The sequence below is a fragment of the Sorangium sp. So ce119 genome (assembly GCF_051524405.1).
In the GTDB taxonomy this organism is placed as follows: Bacteria; Myxococcota_A; Polyangia; order Polyangiales; family Polyangiaceae; genus Sorangium; species Sorangium cellulosum_G.
In genome coordinates, this window is the sequence record NZ_CP150310.1 from 6,933,890 (window position 1) to 6,951,571 (window position 17,682).

11 protein-coding genes are annotated in these 17,682 nt (G+C 72.6%); 7 read left to right on the forward strand and 4 right to left on the reverse strand.

All coding sequences use genetic code 11. The features are described from left to right. Window positions 1-446: 446 nt before the first annotated feature. Window positions 447-1,346, reverse strand: a complete 900-nt coding sequence (locus WME76_RS26095; RefSeq protein ID WP_437954989.1) for a 1,4-dihydroxy-2-naphthoyl-CoA synthase — start codon at window positions 1,344-1,346, stop codon at window positions 447-449. Between the two features lie 340 nt (window positions 1,347-1,686). On the opposite strand from WME76_RS26095, the gene WME76_RS26100 reads away from it, so the two are divergent. The 5 genes from WME76_RS26100 (at window position 1,687) to WME76_RS26120 (ending at window position 7,430) form a co-directional block, all read left to right on the forward strand. Continuing rightward, on the forward strand, window positions 1,687-2,865 hold the full coding sequence (locus WME76_RS26100) for a PAS domain S-box protein (RefSeq protein WP_437284890.1): 1,179 nt from the start codon (window positions 1,687-1,689) through the stop codon (window positions 2,863-2,865). A gap of 165 nt (window positions 2,866-3,030) precedes the next feature. Beyond that, window positions 3,031-4,047, forward strand: coding sequence for a fibrinogen-like YCDxxxxGGGW domain-containing protein (locus WME76_RS26105; RefSeq protein WP_437954990.1), 1,017 nt, complete (start codon window positions 3,031-3,033; stop codon window positions 4,045-4,047). 69 nt (window positions 4,048-4,116) lie between these two features. Further along, window positions 4,117-4,638: a hypothetical protein gene (locus WME76_RS26110; protein ID WP_437954991.1), complete on the forward strand. Its 522-nt coding sequence runs from the start codon at window positions 4,117-4,119 to the stop codon at window positions 4,636-4,638. Between the two features lie 26 nt (window positions 4,639-4,664). After that, the gene (locus tag WME76_RS26115) at window positions 4,665-5,300 is read left to right on the forward strand and encodes a hypothetical protein (RefSeq protein WP_437954992.1); all 636 of its coding nucleotides are present in this window, start codon (window positions 4,665-4,667) and stop codon (window positions 5,298-5,300) included. A 99-nt stretch (window positions 5,301-5,399) separates the two neighbouring features. Continuing rightward, window positions 5,400-7,430: a protein kinase domain-containing protein gene (locus WME76_RS26120; RefSeq protein WP_437954993.1), complete on the forward strand. Its 2,031-nt coding sequence runs from the start codon at window positions 5,400-5,402 to the stop codon at window positions 7,428-7,430. Between the two features lie 53 nt (window positions 7,431-7,483). Here the strand turns inward: WME76_RS26120 and WME76_RS26125 are convergent, their stop codons facing one another. After that, window positions 7,484-8,389, reverse strand: a complete 906-nt coding sequence (locus WME76_RS26125) for a hypothetical protein (RefSeq protein WP_437954994.1) — start codon at window positions 8,387-8,389, stop codon at window positions 7,484-7,486. 187 nt (window positions 8,390-8,576) lie between these two features. Further along, window positions 8,577-12,533: a protein kinase domain-containing protein gene (locus WME76_RS26130; RefSeq protein WP_437954995.1), complete on the reverse strand. Its 3,957-nt coding sequence runs from the start codon at window positions 12,531-12,533 to the stop codon at window positions 8,577-8,579. 118 nt (window positions 12,534-12,651) lie between these two features. Between WME76_RS26130 and WME76_RS26135 the strand changes: the two genes are divergently transcribed. Further along, a complete protein-coding gene (locus tag WME76_RS26135) occupies window positions 12,652-14,217 on the forward strand; it encodes a serine/threonine-protein kinase (protein WP_437954996.1) in 1,566 nt (521 codons plus the stop codon). A gap of 141 nt (window positions 14,218-14,358) precedes the next feature. On the opposite strand, the gene WME76_RS26140 is transcribed toward WME76_RS26135, so the two are convergent. Further along, window positions 14,359-15,414, reverse strand: coding sequence for a class I SAM-dependent methyltransferase (locus WME76_RS26140; RefSeq protein WP_437954997.1), 1,056 nt, complete (start codon window positions 15,412-15,414; stop codon window positions 14,359-14,361). A 360-nt stretch (window positions 15,415-15,774) separates the two neighbouring features. Between WME76_RS26140 and cysS the strand changes: the two genes are divergently transcribed. After that, window positions 15,775-17,310, forward strand: a complete 1,536-nt coding sequence (cysS, locus tag WME76_RS26145) for a cysteine--tRNA ligase (protein WP_437954998.1) — start codon at window positions 15,775-15,777, stop codon at window positions 17,308-17,310. The last annotated feature ends 372 nt before the right edge of the window (window positions 17,311-17,682 follow it).

Sequence of the window (17,682 nt, forward strand, 5' to 3'; positions counted from 1 at the left end):
CGGCCCTCCCAGAGACAGCCACGAACGCTTCCGACCAGCCGACCTTGAAGCAAAAAGCATAATCAGCATCTCCAGCTAAAGTTGACAGTCCCGCAGCAGAGACGACGCGCACGGAACCTTATGACCGCGCAACAATCGATGGAGTCGGTGTCGTTGTCAAGCGCGGATGCGGGCCGAGGGCGCGTCGAGATCTCGTGACGTCCTGGCCTCGGGTATCACGCGTTGCGGCGTCATCGAGATCACGCGTCACGACGCGGTGAACGCGCCGTATTTCGTGCATCAGCGACGAAATTTTACAGAACCACCCGAACAGGCAGCAGCGACCGCCGTGCCTCGAGCGCCGGGGTCGTCAAAATTTTTCGTTTTAATTTCCAACACTTGAGCGCCACCGTCTGCCCCCCGGGGTGGGCGGCGGCGCCCGCCGGGGACCGGGCGGCGCGCCGCGTTCAGTAGTGCCAGGGAAAGCGCTTGAAGTCGGGACGGCGCTTCTCTAAAAAGGCGTCTCGACCCTCCTGCGCCTCCTCCGTGCCGTAGGCGAGCCGCGTCGCCTCGCCGGCGAAGAGCTGCTGTCCGACCAGCCCCTCGTCAGGCAGGTTGAAACCGTACTTCAGCATCCGCATCGCGGTGGGGCTCTTCGAGTTGATGATCGCGCCCCACCGGAGCGCCTCCTCCTCGAGCTCGGCGTGGGGGACGACGGCGTTGACCATCCCCATCGCCGCCGCCTGCTCTGCCGTGTAGTCGAGCCCGAGAAAGAAGATCTCCCGCGCCTTCTTCTGCCCGACCTGCCGCGCGAGCAGCGCCGAGCCATACCCGCTGTCGAAGCTCGCGACGTCCGGGTCCGTCTGCTTGAACATCGCGTGCTCGCGGCTCGCGAGGGTCATGTCGCAGACGACATGGAGGCTGTGACCTCCGCCGGCCGCCCAGCCGGGCACCACCGCGATGACCACCTTGGGCATGAACCGGATGAGCCGCTGCACCTCGAGGATGTGGAGTCGGCCGAGCCGCGCCGGATCGGCCTGCCCCGCGCTCGCCCCCTCGTACTTGTATCCATCCTTCCCGCGGATGCGCTGGTCTCCGCCGGAGCAGAACGCCCAGCCGCCGTCCCTGGGAGAGGGCCCGTTGCCGGTGATCAGCACACATCCCACGTCCGCTGTCGTGCGCGCGTGCTCGAGCGCCGTGTACAGCTCGTCGACGGTGCGCGGGCGAAACGCGTTGCGCACCTCGGGGCGGTTGAACGCGATGCGCACGGTGCCCTGGTCCAGGGCGCGGTGGTACGTGAGATCCTCGAACGAGAACCCTTCGACCTCACGCCAGCGCGCCGGGTCGAAAATCGCAGAGACTGTCATGGTCCACTCCTTGTGGGCGCGGACCCTACCCGCCTCATGGTGGCCTGGCAACCGCGGTGACACCGACAGTGGGCGCCGACGAGAGACGCGCGCCTACCCACGGCTCCGGCCGCTCCTCTCGGTCGCGCCAGGGAGCCACGGACACCCTTGACATAAAAGTCGATCTCGTGGACAAGCGAGCTCCGACGCATCGGTGGGGTCGACCTCGCTTTGGCGGTGTGCGCCCGCGCGCTCCGGCCGGACGGCGCGGGACGGCGCTCACCTGCGTTCGGGCGGGGGAATACCGGATAAGCAGACGGGCGCGACGAGGAGCGCGCGCCGTGACCGCGCAGGGGAGGACATGGGCTTGAGCCACGAAAAGCATTTCCAGGTCTCGGCAGGGCTGCTGGCCACGGCGGACGCGCGCGGCCACTTCCATGATCTGAACCCCGCCTGGGAGCGGATCCTCGGCTGGTCGCTCGACGAGCTCCGGGGCAAGCCGTTCATCGAGTTCGTCCACCCCGACGACCGCGAGGCCACGCTCGCGGCGACGGCCGAGCTCTTGCAGGGGCACACGCACGCCCGGTTCGACAACCGCTATCGGTGCAAGGACGGCTCGTACAGGTGGCTCGGCTGGGCCGCGAGCGTGGACATGGACGACGCCCCCGAGGAGCGCCTCATCTACGCCACGGCGATGGACGTGACGAGCGACAGGGAGCGGGCGGATGAGCTCGCGCGCGTGACGCACCTCGCGACGGTGTACGAGAAGCTGTTCCAGGTCTCGGTGGGCCTCCTCGTGACCCTGGACGCAAACGGGTATTTCCGCCACGCCAACCCGGCGTGGAGGCAGACCCTCGGCTGGTCTCCCGAGGAGATGACCGCCAAGCCGTTCATCGAGTTCGTCCACCCCGACGACCGCGAGGCGACGCTCGCCGAGGCCACCGCCCTGTTCCAGGGCCGCACGACGATCCGGTTCGACAACCGCTATGCGTGCAAGGACGGATCGTACAAGTGGCTCGCGTGGACCGCGCACATGGACGCGTCCGAGGAGCCGTCGCGCCGGCTCGTCTACGGCACCGCGCACGACGTCACGTCCTACAAGGAGGTGCACGGGGAGCTCGAGCGGACGCTCGCGCGGCTCCGCGACTCGATGCAGGCGATGTCGACGCCGCTCATCCCGATCACCGATCGCATCGTGGTCATGCCGCTCGTGGGTCAGATGGACTCGGAGCGGATCGGACAGGTGATGTCGGTCGCGCTCGATGGAGTCCAGTCGACGCAGGTGCAGATTGTCATCCTCGACGTGACGGGGCTCAAGGAGATCGACACGCGCGTCGCCTCCGCGCTCGTCGACACGGCGAAGGCGCTGCAGCTCCTCGGCGCAAGGACCATCCTGACCGGCATCCGGCCGGCGGTGGCGCAGACGCTCGTCGGGCTGGGGCTCGATCTGGCGGGCATCCTCACGAAGAGCACCCTCCAGAGCGCCATCACCTTCGCGCTGCAAAGCGGCCAGATCCCGGCCCACGTCCGCCCCCTGTGACGACCGCCGGCGCGCGGCGGCGAAGCCTCCCCGCCCCCCGGCGCACGGGCCGGTGCACACGCCGGGGCGGCTGGTGTATAAGGCAGCGTGGCAGACGTTCGCACACGCAAAGGTCGCATCGTACTCGGCGAGGCCTCGGTCGCAGGAGCCTGCTGCGCAGCCGTCGTGTTGCTCGCCGCCGCGCCGTCCTGCTCGACCAAGGTGCGGAGGTTCGACGAGGCCGGCCCGGCCGCGAGCGCCGGCGGCGGCGGCTCGGCCGCGAGCGCCGGCGGCGGTGACGCGGCCGCGAGCGGCGGCGGCGGCGGCGGGCGCCCTTGCGATCCTGGCAGCCAGGACGCCTGTTACGGCGGGCCGGCCGGCACGCTGAACCGCGGCGCCTGTCGCGCCGGCCTGAGGGTCTGCGACGAGCAGGGCAACGGGTACGGCCCGTGCGCTGGCCAGGTGCTTCCGGCGCCCGATCGCTGCGACACCGCCGAGGACGAGGACTGTGACGGTGTCGTGAACGAGAGGTGCACATACGCCCGGTGCGGGGACGTCCCTCGCGGCCTGCCGAGCGACGTCTACTCGCTCGATCCGGACGGGCCCGGCCCAGAGCCGGAGTTCGCCGCATGGTGCGATCTGGTGACGGACGGCGGCGGGTGGGCGCTCCTCTACAACAGCGTCGGGTCGGAGGCGGGAAAGACGCTGCAGTTCTGGGACATCCCTTACGCCGAGCGGCTCGGGACCAGGGGAGAGCCGGGGCCCGGTCAGAACTTCTACCGGGGCTCCCTCTACGTCGTCGGTCGCGAGTACCGCGACGAGATCGAGGATCTCGAGGGGACCGTCGAGGAGGTCATGCGCGCGACCGCGGAGGGCATCGACCCGGAGACCATGAAGCTCCTCCGGCCCGATCACACGACAGGGAACGCCGACATCTTCGTTGCCCACTTCATGTCGGGGTGGTCGTCCCGCGATCACGACGGCGACCCGTCCCCGGGGAACTGCGCGCTCGAGCACCAGAACGTCACGCAACACTACGCGCAATGCTGGGAGTACAACCTCGGCGCGGACGCGGACGAGCCGTTCGACGACGGTGGCTGGGGACCCCACCTCGGGACGCACATCGCGGAGCGGCTCGCGCTCGCCAGCGACGGCACCCTCTATACCCGCGTGAGGCGAATCTCCCGCTGGACGCGGTGGTGAGCCTCGCGGCGGGCGTACCTCCGCGGATTTCGTGACACCCTCGGGAGGCGAAGGTATGCTCGCCCGGACATGCGCTTCTATGCACTGATATTGCTCACGCTCCTCGCGGGCCTCTGCCTGGCGAGCTGCTGGAACAGCGGCGCCTGCGTGGAGGGAGACGCGTGCGAGTGCTCCCAGGGAGACGAGTGTTACCTCGGCTGCGACGGTGACAATTGCGACCAGCGTTGCTTTCAGATGGATCGCTGCGGCGCCGTCTGCGAGCACGGGTGCTCGTTCGAGTGCTTCGACGTCGACGAGTGCTCGGCCTCCTGCGGGGACGACTGCGATCTCGAGTGCCACAACACCGCGTCGTGCGGGGCCATCTGCGACCGCGGCTGCCGGTACGAGTGCCACGACACCAGCCGGTGCGGCGTCGTCGTCGGATCGAACAGCGTCGTGACCTGCCGTAACGTCACGACCTGCGAGGTCGAGTGCCGGGGCTCGTGCGAGGTGTTCTGCGAGAACGTGGGCGGCGAGTGCCGCGTCACCTGCCTCGACGGCGGCGCACCGGTGATGTGCCCGAACGGCTCGCGCACGTGCGGCGCATGCTGATGGAGACCGAGATCATGCAGACAGCGATGACTTCGCAGCTTCGCGCGCCGCGCCTGCTGGCCGCTGCGCTCTCGTTCGTGGCGCTGACGCTCGGGTGGGCCGGGGTCGGCGAAGCGCAGATGACGATCAAGCGCCCCGGCGACCGCCCCGATTACAAGGTGGAGCTGGAGCCGCACCTGCTCATCGCGCCGTTCGAGCCGCTGGGCCCCGGCGTCGGGGCGGGCGTCGGCGCCGGGTTGCGCGCCACCATCGACATCGCCCCGAACGGCTTCATCCAGAAGCTCAACGACTCGGTCGGTATCGGCTTCGGCATCGACGGCATTCATTACGGGGGCAGAGGAAACTACCGTGGCGACTGCACGCGGTTCGAGAACGGGCCTGCGGGCACGCGCGTCTGCACCGAGGTCGACGCGTACGGGGACGCGTCGAACTACCTGTTCGGCACGGTCGTGATGCAGTGGAACTTCTGGCTTCACCGGCGGTGGTCCGTCTTCGGCGAGCCGGGGCTCTCGCTCTATCTCGGCGACGTGGACCGGCGCGTGCTCCCCGGGATCTCGCCGGTCGTGTCCGTCGGAGGGCGCTTCCACTTCACGGAGAACGTCACGCTGACGATGCGACTCGGGTATCCCGCGTTCTCGCTGGGCGTATCGTTCCTCCTGTGAGGCGCGTCGCGCCCCGGCGCGCACTCCCGCGCCCCCGCGGCGGACGCGCGCGCCGCGCGGGTTGCCCGGGGCGCCGGCTCTCCTGATATCCTGCGCCCCATGCCGGAGACGCCGGGATCCGAGGAGCCGCTGGAGTCGGCCTACATCGAGGAGCTCACGGTGGCGCGGCCCGGAGCGCCGGCCGCGCCGCCTCCGGAGGAGCTCTCGAGCTCGGCGCTCGCCGAGGACATCGAGGCGGCTGCCGCCGCCGCGGGCGACGACGCGCTGGTCGGGAGCCTGATCTCGGGGCGCTACCGCGTCCACGAGCTGATCGGCGAGGGCGGGATGGGCGCCGTGTACCGCGGCGAGCAGGTGCACCTCCGCAAGCAGGTCGCGATCAAGCTGCTCAGGCCGCTCGCGCGGCGGATGCCGGAGCTCGTGGCGCGGTTCGAGCGCGAGGCGGTCGCGGGCGCGCACATCCGGCACCCGAACGTCGTCGCGGCCATCGACTTCGGGCAGCTGGACGACGCGTCGTACTTCCTCATCCTGGAGTACGTCGCCGGCACGCCGCTCAAGGAGGTGACCGCGGGGGGGCGGCTGCAGCCGGCGCGGGCGCTCCGCGTCGCGCGCCAGATCGCGTCGGCGCTGTCGGCGGCGCACGAGAAGGGGATCGTCCACCGCGACGTGAAGCCGCAGAACATCCTGCTCGACACGCACGATCAGGTGCGGCTCATCGACTTCGGGCTCGCGAAGGTGGATGTCGATCTCCTGTCGAGCCAGGTCCGCAAGACGTCGAGCCCGCGCCCCGCCCTCACCAGCGCCGGCGAGGTGTTCGGGACGCTCGCGTACCTCGCGCCGGAGGCGCTGCGCGGGATGGACGCGGTGGACGCGCGCGCGGACCTGTATGCGCTCGGGCTGGTGCTCTACGAGATGCTCACCGGACAGCACCCGTTCGACGCGAAGAACCTCATGGAGCGGCTCAAGCAGCAAGGGCCGGCCGGGCCGCCGCCGCTCCGCGCGCGCGCGCCGGATCTGGAGGTGCCCCGCGAGGTCGAGCAGGTCGTGGCGCGGCTCATGGAGCACGACGCGTCGTTCCGTTACCAGACGGCGAACGACGCGATCGCGGCGCTCGATGAGGCGCTGGCGGCGGTCGCGCGCGCGGCGGCGCCGGCCCCGGCGGCGGTCGCGACGACCACGGCGGCGGGTCCGGCGGCGGTCGCGACGACCGCGCCGGGACAGGCCGGACAGGCCGCGCCGGGGCAGGCCGGGCAGCCGCCAGGGCAGGCCGGGCAGCCCGCGCCGGGGCAGGCCGGGCAGGCCGCGCCGGGGCACGCGCCCAGGGCTCAGCCGGCCTGGTCGGGGCCACGGCGGACCCTGCTCGCGCACGCGCACGGCCGGGCCAGGCCCTCGGCCGGCTGGGTCCCCTTCGCGGTGGCGCTGGCGGGCCTGGCGACGCTCGCGATCGGGGGCGGCGCGATCTGGCTCGCCCTGCGACGGCCCGCGGCGACCCCGGCGGCGCCCGCGGTGGTCGCCGTGGAGCCCCCGCCCGCGCCAGCCGCGCCGCCGGCGCCGCCGGCGAGCGCGCCGCCCGAGGACGACACCACCGGCGCCAGGGCGGCGCGCGCGCAGCTCAGCCGGGCGGTGGCGACAAGGAACTGGGTGAACGCGTCGCGATCGATGCTGGCCCTCGCGGAGGCCGACCCGGAGATGCTGCTGAGCAGGGGCCTGCGCGAGGAGGTCCTGTCCACCGTGGCAGGGATCGCGTTCGAGGAGGACAACCCGGCGGCGGATCAGGTCTTCGATCTGCTCACGAACAAGCTGGGCACCGGCGGGCTGGACGTGCTGCTCGACGTGATGCGCGCGCGCGGGGGCACGAAGGCCGCCCGGCGCGCCAGCGAGATCCTGGCGCGGCCCGCGGTGATGGCGCGCGCGACGCCCGCGCTCCGCGTCACCTACGCGTTCCGCAAGGCCACGTGCAACGGCAAGCGGGCGCTCTTCGGCCGCGCCGCCGCCGAGGGCGACGAGCGCACGCTGTTCGAGCTCCAGGTGCTGCACGGCGCGCGGTGCAGGCGGACCGACCCGTGCTGCTTCCGCGACGACAAGGCGATCGCGGAGGCGATTCAGCAGCTCAAGGCGCGGCTCGGGACATAGCGAATCGGCGCGGCGCCCCGCCCCTGCGCCGGCCGGGCCGCGCGCGGCGCTGATCAGAGCAGGCCGCAGCCGGGGTAGAGCGGGAGGATGTCGCTGTCGCGCAGCTCGGTCCGGATCGTCTCGGGATAGGCCGACCCGAGCAGCGGTGCGAGGAGCGGCCCGAGCAGCGGGAGCGTGTGGCACGTCTGGTCGCCGGCGGCGTCCTTCGCGCAGACCAGATCGCAGAGCCCAACGAAGGCCATCCCGCACGTCGGCACAACCCCGCAGGAGCGCTCCAGGACGAGGAGGTTGAGGTCCAGCGGGCAGCTCAGCGAGGGCGCCGACAGCGCCGCCGCGATGTCGGGGTTGATGCAGGTGAATCCGACGATGGCCCCGGGGAGAAAGGCGTTGCCGTACGTCGTGGCGTCCTGAACGACGAACTCCGTGAACGGCGCCTCGTCCCGGGGGAACTCGAGCGCTGCGTGCCTGCCATCCAGCAGGATATCGACGTGCTCGCCGGAGCCGTTCAGGTGCTGGAACATGCACGCCGAGACCCACCGCTGCTCCGAGGTGTTGAGAGCGCGCCCGGTCCACTCGGGCGCGAACCCGAACTCACCGTGAAACGCCTCGCCGCCAGGGCCGTGGACGACGCGATCGAGCGGCAGCGCGCAGCGCACGAGATGATCGAGCACGCTCCTCCCGCCGGCGGTCGCGAGCATCGGCGTCGCGACCAGGACGTCCCCGGCGGCGACGAGCGCAGCGCCGCCGAGCGCGCGGAGCGCGGCGCGGTTGTCGGTCGCCCAGAAGTCGCTCGGCTTCAGGCCGTTGACGCCGATGGGCGCCACCTCGCGCCGCATCGACAGCTCCGCCGACTCGATCGGCGCAGCGTCCGTCGGCTCCGTGTCCGATGAACCGAGGCACCCCGCCGTGAGCACACCAGCGCAAACAAGACCGACAGCGACGGATCGGATCGCCAACATGCAGATTTCCTCCAAGGAAACTCACGAATCAAGGGAAGTGAGGCGCCGGGCTACCGGCGCTCTCGCTCTTCCCGTAATTGCAATTGTTTCATCTTGGCGGAAGACGCGCAATACTGAAAACCAGTACACAGCCCTTGTACGGAACTACGGACTCGCCCGAACACACGACGGAACATGCTCTGTCGACTCAGGCCGACAGGGTTGGATGAACGTCCGGAGTCCGCGTGGCTTCGTCCAGAGCGCGCTCGAGCTCGCCGAAGCGGGACAGCCACATGGGGCTGTCTCCACGGCGCTCCCGCGCGCCCGCGAGCGCCTCCGCGGCCTCATCGGTGTGTCCTCGACGCAGCGCCATCCGCGCGCGCCAGTACAGGAGCAGCAGCGTGACCTCGACGAAGGGCAGCTCTTTCGCGAGCTCGATCGCCGCGCTCCACGAGAGAGAGGGCGGGCCGGCCGGCCGGCCCCCGACCTCGGAGAGCACGAGCCGGAGCAAGGTGTAGTCGGCGAGGTCGCCGGGGCCGAGGGCGCACGATCGCTCGATCCAGAGGACGAGCTGGTTCGCCTGCTCGTACTCGTCGAGCGCGAGGTGGATCTGCCCGATCAGGATCGCCGTCTGGGGCATCGGGCGCTCGGAGGACTGCTCCTCCAGCCAGCGAGAGCGCCGGGCGAGCGCGAGCGCCTCGCGCTGCCTGTCGCTCCAGTGGAGCAGCACGGCGACGTTGTACGAGGCGACCTTCTCCAGCCAGGGATTGCCGAGCTCGCGCGCGAGATCGACGGCGCGCCGCAGGTCGTCGACCGCGCCCGGCAACGACCAGCTCCAGGCCCACAGCGCCGTGCGGTTGGTGTACGCCGCGCACAGGTGGAACAGGTCGCCGGCGCCCGCCGCGAGGGCGATCAGGTCCCGGAAGGCGACCTCGGCCTCGTCGCAGCGCCCCGCCGACGCGAGCTGGAACGACAGCATCATCAGGGCGAGGACGCGGGCGTCGTAGTCCCCTGACGCCGCGGCGCGCTCGGCGCACGCCGCGAGCTCCGCGGTCGACTCCTCGGTCCGCCCCCGCCGCCACAAGGTCCGCGCCTCGGCGACCCGGAGGCCCAGCGAGAGCTCGGGCGAGCGCTGCGCCTCGACGAGCGGCCGCGCCTCCTCCACGCGGCGCGCCGACTCCTCGAACTCGAACGCCCAGTCGAGCGCGGTCGCGTCCTCGAGCAGGAGCGTCGCCTCGAGGCGCGCGTCGCCGAGCGCGCGGGTGAGCGCGAGCGCGTCGCCGAAATCGGCCCGTGCCTCCTGGAGGCGGCACATGCGGTACCGGCACCTGCCGCGCCCCGCGAGCGCGCGCACGCGCCGGACCGCGTCGGCCGGGTCGGCGACGTGCAGCGCGGCGTCGTAGCGCTGGTCCGCCTCCACGGCGTCGTGCCGCGCGGACGCGAGATCGCCGAGCGCGAGGTGAGCGTCGGCGGCCTCGGCGCGCTCGCCGCACGCGGCGGCGTGGCGCGCGAGCGCGCGGAGCCCGCCGGTCGAGCCGGCCGCCACCTGCGCCCGCCAGTAGCCGAGGGCGCTCCGGTGGATCGCGGCGCGGTGCGTCGGGTCCAGCATCTCGTAGACGGCCTCCTGGAGGACCGCGTTCTGGAACGCGTGCCACTCGCCGACGCGGCCGCGGCCGTCGACCTCGCGCAGCAGGATCCGCCGCTCGACGAGCGCGGCGAGGCCGAAGCCCGCGTCGACCATCGGCCCGGCGGCGCCCGCGCGATCGAGGCCGTCGAGCACGGCCTCCAGCTCGGCGCGATCGAACGACTTGCCGAGCGCCGAGCAGACCCGGGCGCACGCCGCGAGCTCCGGCGGCAGGTCGTCGAGCTGCCGCGCGGCGAGCCACTGCCACGCCGGCACGGGCGGCAGCGCCTCGACCTCGGCGGTCGCGACGTAGAAGCCGCCGCCGGCGCGCCGGCGCACGACGCCCGCGTGCTTGAGCGAGCGGACGATCTGCCGCAGGCAATCCGGGTTGCCGCCCGCCCAGCCGGCCAGCCGGCGGAGGGTCTCCGCGGGCGGGTACTCCGCCGGCAGGAGCAGGCGCGAGGCGAGATCCATGGCCGCCGGCTCCGCGAGCGGCGCGAGCGTCACGCGGGTGTGGCGCTGGTTGCGCTGGCCCCAGCTCGGGCGGGCCTGCTCGAAGCGCGGGCACGCGGCCACGACGACCCAGAGGAGGACGCCCTCGCCGTCGAGCGTGGCGTACTCCAGGGCGTCGAGCAGCACGTCGTCCGCCTGGTCGGCGTCGTCGAGGATCACGGCGAGCGGGCCGCGGCGCGCCCGGCCGCGGAGCGACTCGGCGAGCGCCAGCATCAGGCTGTGGCGGGCGGCGCCGGACGGCCGCCCGCCCTTGGCGCTCGCCCAGCCGAGCGCCGCCGCGACGGCCTCCCAGGCGGCGGCCCCGAGCGGCTCGCCGAGCCGCTCCACGCAGAAGGCGCGCGGGTCGTCGGGGACCTCGTCCGGCGCGTCGAGCGCCACGCGCAGGAGCGAGCGCACGGCGTGCGACGCGCCGCCGTGGATGGGGTGGAGCGCGCGCACCGCCACGACGCGCGCGTCGGGGACCGGCACGCCGGCGATGCAGGCGGCCTCGGCCGTGAGGCGCGTCTTGCCAAGGCCGGCGTCGCCGACCAGCGTGAACAGGCCGGGGCACGTCCCGTCGAAGGCGTCGGTCGCGCTGCCCGCGAGCGCCGAGAGCACGTCGTCGCGGCCGAGCAGCGGCGGCTCCGCCACGCTGTCCGGCGCGTCCGGCGGCGTGGGCGCGAGCTCCTCGTCGGGGAGCGCGCGCTCGAACTCCCCGGTCATCGCGAGGCCGCACCAGGGCTCGGCCGGGAGCCACGTCTCGGGGCGCTCGACCGGGGTGCCGTAGACCGCGTGCAGCCCGCCGGCGACGCGGCGCAGGCGCACGCTGGCGAGGTGCAGCGCGACGCGCACGCCGCCGCGCTGCGCGAGCTCGCGCGCGGCGGCGAGGGCGGCGCGGGCCGGGTCGTCGACGTCCCTCGCGGAGAACACGGCGACGCAGCGCTGCCCCCGCTGCCGCGCGATGAAGCCGCGGCGGCCGCCGACCGCCGCGATCACCGGCCCGGCGCCGGTCTCGGCGAAGAGCAGCGCGACGGGCTGCCTGCCCTCGGCGGCGGCCGTCGCGAGGCCGTCGGCCTGCGCCGACGACCGCGGCGCCGAGCGCGGCGCCGAGCGCGGCGCGGAGGGCGGCGGGATCGTGTCGGCGGGGGGCCGCGCGCGCAGGGCGTGCAGGGTGCGCCGGAGCGCGGCGGCGCTGTCCGGGCGGCGGGCCGGGTCCTTGGCGAGGCAGGCGAGCGTGAGCTCCTCGAGCCCCTCGGGGACCTCGGCGAGGTCGCCCGGGCGCGGCGGGCGCAGCGCGAGGTGGCCGTGCTCGACGGCGTTCCCGTCCCCGATGAACGGCGGGCGCAGCGTGAGCAGCTCGAACAGGATCACGCCGAATGCGTAGATGTCCGCGCGCGCGTCGATCCGCGCGGCGTCGCCCCGGAGCAGCTCGGGGGCCATGTACTCCGGGGTCCCGACGACGTCGCCGGCGCGCGTCGCGGCGGCGGACGCGGCGGGCTGGCCGTCGGCGGCGGCGAGCTTCGCCAGGCCGAAATCGAGCAGCACCGCGCGGCCGCTCGAGCCGAGCAGGAAGAGGTTCTCCGGCTTGAGATCGCGGTGGACGACGCCGCGGGCGTGCGTCGCCTCGAGCACGGCGAGGATCGCGTCCGCGCGCCCGGCGACGAGGTCGGGATCGAGCGGCGCGCGCAGCGCGGCGAGCTCCTCAGCGAGGGTGCGGCCGAAGAGCCGCTCCATCGCGAGGTAGGGCCGGCCATCGGCGAGCTCGCCGCGCTCGTGGAGCTGCGCGACGTGCGGCACGCCCACCCGCTCGGCGAGCGCGGCCTCGCGCTGGAATCGCTCGCGCACGAGCCGCGTCGCCTGCCGCGCCACCTTGACGGCCACCGGCGCGCCGTCGTGGCCCCGATGCGCGGCCCAGACGTCGGAGAACCCGCCGTGGCCCAGCGGGCCGAGGAGGGTGAAGCCCGCGACGGCGGGCGCCGCGCGCTCCACGGCGTCGCGCCCGCCGGGCGGCGGCGTGAAGCCGTCTCTGACGCACGGCGCAGCCCCCATGAGCCGCCCGTGACATACCGCGCAACGGTGCATGTTTCAGCGGTGCCGAGGCAGCCAAGGGTCGCATTGGACCCCGGCTTACGACTACAGTAGCGCGCGAACTCCACACCTGTCAGGTATGAAGAACTCCTCCCGAGACGATGAGCCGTCCGCTGTCGCGCCGTCGACCCATGCGCCCGTCGCGGACGGGACGCCGCTCGGGACGTCGGCGACGTGGGACCAGCGCACGCTCGAGACGCGCGAGCGAGACGGCGACGGCCCGCGCATCCCGATCGCCGCGGCGCTGAGGGCCGGCGAGTACCTCCTCGACGGCGTCATCGCCGAGGGCGGGTTCGGCGTCGTCTACCGCGCGGTGCACGCGGCGAGCGGGGCGCCGGCGGCGGTCAAGGTAATGCACGCCGAGCTGGTCTCGCGCGCCGACGTGGTGCTGCGCTTCCAGCGCGAGGTGGACGCGATCGGGCGGATCCGGCACCCGAACGTGGTCGAGATCCTCGACGTCGGGCGGCTCGACGACGGGCGGCCCTACTACGCCATGGAGCTGCTGCAGGGCAGGAGCCTCGAGCAGCACCTGTTCTCGCGCGGCCGGCTCCCGGCCGACGAGGCGCTCGCGATCCTCGAGCCGCTCTGCAGCGCGCTCGCCGCGGTGCACGCGGTCGGGATCATCCACCGGGACGTGAAGCCGTCGAACGTGATCCTGTGCGAGCAGGGCGGGCAGCAGAGCGGGAGCCCCAGGGTCGTGCTGCTCGACTTCGGCATCGCGAAGCTGCTCGACACGACGGACCTCTCGCTCACGTCGTCGCGGCACGTCGTGGGGACCCCGGCGTTCATGTCGCCCGAGCAGCTCCTGAACCGGCCCGTCGACATGCGCACCGACGTCTACGCGCTGGGCGCGCTGCTCTACACGATGATCGCGGGATCCATGCCGTTCTCGGCGAGCGCGTATCCCGTGCTGCGCCACCTGCACCTGCACCAGGCGCCGCCTCGCCCGAGCCTGCACGCGCCGGTCGACCCGGCCTTCGACGACATCGTCGTGCGCGCCATGAGCAAGGACCCCGCGGGCCGCCAGCCCGACGTCACCGCGTTCCTGGAGGAGGTCCGGGCCGCCACGGAGCGGGTCGTCCGCCCCGACGCCATGGAGGGGGGCCGGGTCAGGCGCCTGGCGATCGGGCTGCTCGTCGAGGTGCTCGCCGAGACCCGGGCGCTCGAGGCGCCCACCGACTCGTTCCTGACCGACTTCGAGGCCGTGCTCCCGCAGGCGATGACCGACCTCGCGGCCGCCGGGTTCTCGCCGCTCGCGGTCACCAGCACCAGCGTGCTGCTCTCGGCGGGCTGGCCGCGCGACGAGCGGGGCGGCGAGGAGGCGCGCCGCGGCGCGATCGCGGCCGCGCTCTCGCTGTACGAGCGGCTCGACCGGGCCGGGCAGCGCGATCGGCGGGTCGGCATCCGCCTGTGCCTCCACGCCGGCGAGGTGGTGCTCACCGAGGACGGGTCCATGGTGGGCGGGAACGTCGTCGAGCTCTCGTCGTGCCTGCCGGAGACGGCGGCGCCCGGCGTCTATGCGTCGCCGGCCCTGCTCGAAGGCCTCGGCTTCGCCTCCCACCGCGCCTCGGGCGCCCCGGGCGCCACGATCCCGATGCGCCGCGTGGCCGCCCGACCGCCGGACGGAGATCAAGCGCCCGCGTGAGGCGGACGGCGGTCGAGGCGACCGGCGAGGCGCGCCCCGGCGCGCACGCGCGATGTCCTTGTTCTGGCCGGCGTGGGGCTCGCGCCGCGGGCGCGCCGCGAGCCGATCGAGGAGGCTCGCGGCGCCGCCGGGCGCGGCGGGTCAGCGGGCGGGCTTGACGAACTTGAGGGTCATGCGGTCGCTCTCGCCGATGGCGGCGTAGCGCGCGCGGTCCTTGTCGCCGAGACGGAAGTTCGGCGGCAGCGTCCAGACCCCTTCAGGGTAGTCCTTCGTGTCCTTCGGATTGGCGTTCACCTCGGACTTGCCGCCGAGCTTGAAGCCCGCCGACTCGACCTTCTGGATCACCCACGCTTCCGGGAGGTAGCCCTGCTTCGCGCTCTCGTCGGGGTTCGCGTCGGGCTTGGCGCGGTGCTGCACGATGCCGAAGACGCCGCCCGGCTTGAGCGCCTTGAACGCCTCCGCGACGTAGGTGTCGAATTTGCCGTTTCGATGCCATCCGTGGGCCTCGCGAATGGCGATCACGATGTCGACCTTGCCCTCGATCCCGAGCTTCGGGTTATCCCGGTCGATCACGGCGACTTCGACCTTGCCGAACAGGTCGGGCGACTTGTCGAGCAGGCGCTTCACCCTCTTTCCGTAGAGGGTGTTGCGCGAGTCCGCGGGGCCGTTCGGATCAAACGACGTGACGATGAGCTTTCCCTTCTTCGCGAGCACGGGCGCGAGCAGCTCCGTGTACCAGCCCTCGCCCGCCCCGAGCTCGAGCACGGTGCTCGTCTGCTTGAGGCCGAAGAACTCCAGGGTCTCGACCGGGTGCCGGGCCGGGTCCCGCTCGGCGTTGCCCGGAGCGCGGTGCTTCCCCTTGAGCGCTGCGCGGAGCGCCGCGCCCGTGTTCGGGTGATTCGCCGCGACGAGCGCCTTCACCTCGGCCTTGAGCGCGTCGTCGAAGCGCGCCGCCTCCTGGTCGGCCTTGGCCTCCATGGCCTTCGTGTCCTCGGCGAGCTTGGCGAGCTCCGCCTTCTTCTTCTCCTCTGCGGGATCCGCCTGGGGCGGCGCCGCGACCTCCGGCTGCGCGGCCGGCGCGGGCGGCGGCGCCTGCGTGGGGGCCGGGGCAGGCGGAGGAGCGCTCTCGACGGGCGGGGGGCTCCCCCCGCAGGCGGTGAGCGCCCCGGCGAGGACGAACAGGACCGTTCTTGACATGGTGTGCATGCACGGCGGCGTAGACTGAAGAGGCGACGGCCGCAAGCGTCCACCGCGGCGAGCTCCGCGCGCGAGCCCGCGCAAACCAGCGCGAGGACGGCTGTCCATCCCGGCGAGACAGGACAGCAGCGGGGCGAACGCGCCGGCGGCGAGGAGCGGCGAGGAGTGACGAGGAGTGACGAGGAGCGCCGCCTCGCCCGGGCCGGCGCCAGGGCAGCCAAGGCACAAGAGCCGCCGGAAAAGCCCGAAAATGCTCGGGAATCCTCGCGGAAGGCAACGACGTTCCGCGTTGACCGGGCGGCGGGGCCGGGGTAGCGTAGCCGGTCCAGAGGAAAGCTCGCACACTCACGCAGGTGGCCGATGCCGCTCAAGGTCCATAATACGCTCACCAGGAAGAAGGAGCCTTTCGTCTCCGCCCAGCCGAAGATCGTGCGCATCTACACATGCGGTCTCACGGTCTACGCTCCGATGCACATCGGCCATGCGCGCACCTACTGTTTCTGGGACGTCTTCCGCCGGTACCTCGAGTACCGCGGCTATCATGTGCTGAGCATCATCAACTACACGGACATCGACGACCGCATCATGCAGCGCGCGAACGAGCGCGAGGGCGCCGTCGACGTCGCCGAGCGGAACATCGCGGCGTTCCGGCGCGACTGCCGCAAGCTCCACATCAAGGACTACGCCGCTTACACGCGCGCGACCGACTTCGTCGACGAGCAGGTCGACATGATAAAGCGCCTGATCGAGAAGGGCCACGCGTACACGGTGAACGGCGAGGTCTTCTACGAGGTCGCCACCTGCGCGTCGTACGGTGAGCTCTCGGGGCGCAAGGTCGACGAGCAGGAGGTCGGCGCGAGCGGCCGCGTCGAGGAGGACTTCGCGCGGAAGCGGCACCCGGCGGACTTCAGCCTCTGGAAGCCGACCGACGCGACCCAGCCGGCCTGGCGCACCGGGGAGGACGCCTGGCCGACGGGGCGCCCCGGCTGGCACATCGAGTGCTCGGCGATGAGCACGGCGCTGCTCGGCGACCACTTCGACGTCCACGGCGGCGGCATCGACAACATGTTCCCGCACCACGAGAACGAGATCGCGCAGAGCGAGCCGATCTGCGGCAGGCCCTGGGTGCGCTACTGGCTGCACCCCGAGCACCTCGATCTCAAGGACATGAAGATGTCGAAGAGCCTCGGTAACGTCATCTGCATCGAGGAGCTCCTGTCCAGGCACGGGCACGACGAGGCGCGGTGGTTCTTCGTGACGCAGCACTACCGGTGCAAGCTCCCGTTCGGCTGGGAGCTGCTCCAGCAGGCCGCCCAGGGCTACGCGCGCATCAAGAAGCTCGCGGCGGTCCTCGCGGAGAAGCTGCGCGGCGCGGGCGACGAGCCCCTCGCCGCGGGCGCGTACGCGTCGCAGCGGCCCGAGGAGGAGCGCGTCCCGCGCATGCGCCACCAGTATGTCCACGGCCGGTTCGGGGAGCACACCGAGCGCTTCATCGCGCGCTTCATCGAGGCGATGGACGACGACCTGAACACGCCGAACGCCGTGGCCGCGTTCTTCGATTACGTGAGCGCGCTCTACTCGGCGGGGATCGAGCAATGCGACGACCGCGCCTCGCTGCTCGCCGTCTATCGCGCCATCGCGCGCCACCTGGCGGTGTTCGGGGTGGAGGTCGTCGAGCCGGCGCTCTATCCGGCGCTCGTGGCCGATTACGCGTTCGCCCCGGCCGAGGGCGCGGCGGGGCGCGGCGGCGACGCCGCCGTCGACCGGCTGATCGCGATGCGCCAGGCCGCGCGGAAGGCGAAGGACTTCGCCAAGGCGGACGCCATCCGCAACCTGCTCGCCGAGGCGGGGGTGGTGCTCGAAGACACGCCGCAAGGCCCGCGCTGGAGCACCTGAGCGGAGCGCTCCCGCAAGGGAGACGGACCCGGGCACCTGCCTTTGCGCCGAGCCCTCGTCCCGGGCGCAACGTCGGCCGCGCTGTCGCTCCGGGCCATCGCGCACCGGCGGTCGTGCCGCAGGACGTCCTGTGCCGGTGGCTCATCTCCTCCTTATAGAGAGGCGCCATAGAGGGGCGCCGACCCGGACTCTCAGGGGCGCTGGCCGGCCATCGAGGCGCGCTGGCCGGCCATTGAAGCGCGCTGGCCGGCCATTGAAGCGCACCGGCGCGGCGCGACGGCTGACAGGATCCATCACGGCGCCGGAATGACGCCACGTCACCACGGGGCGACGACTTCATGACGCAATCGCGTCGCGGCACGGCCGGAGTTC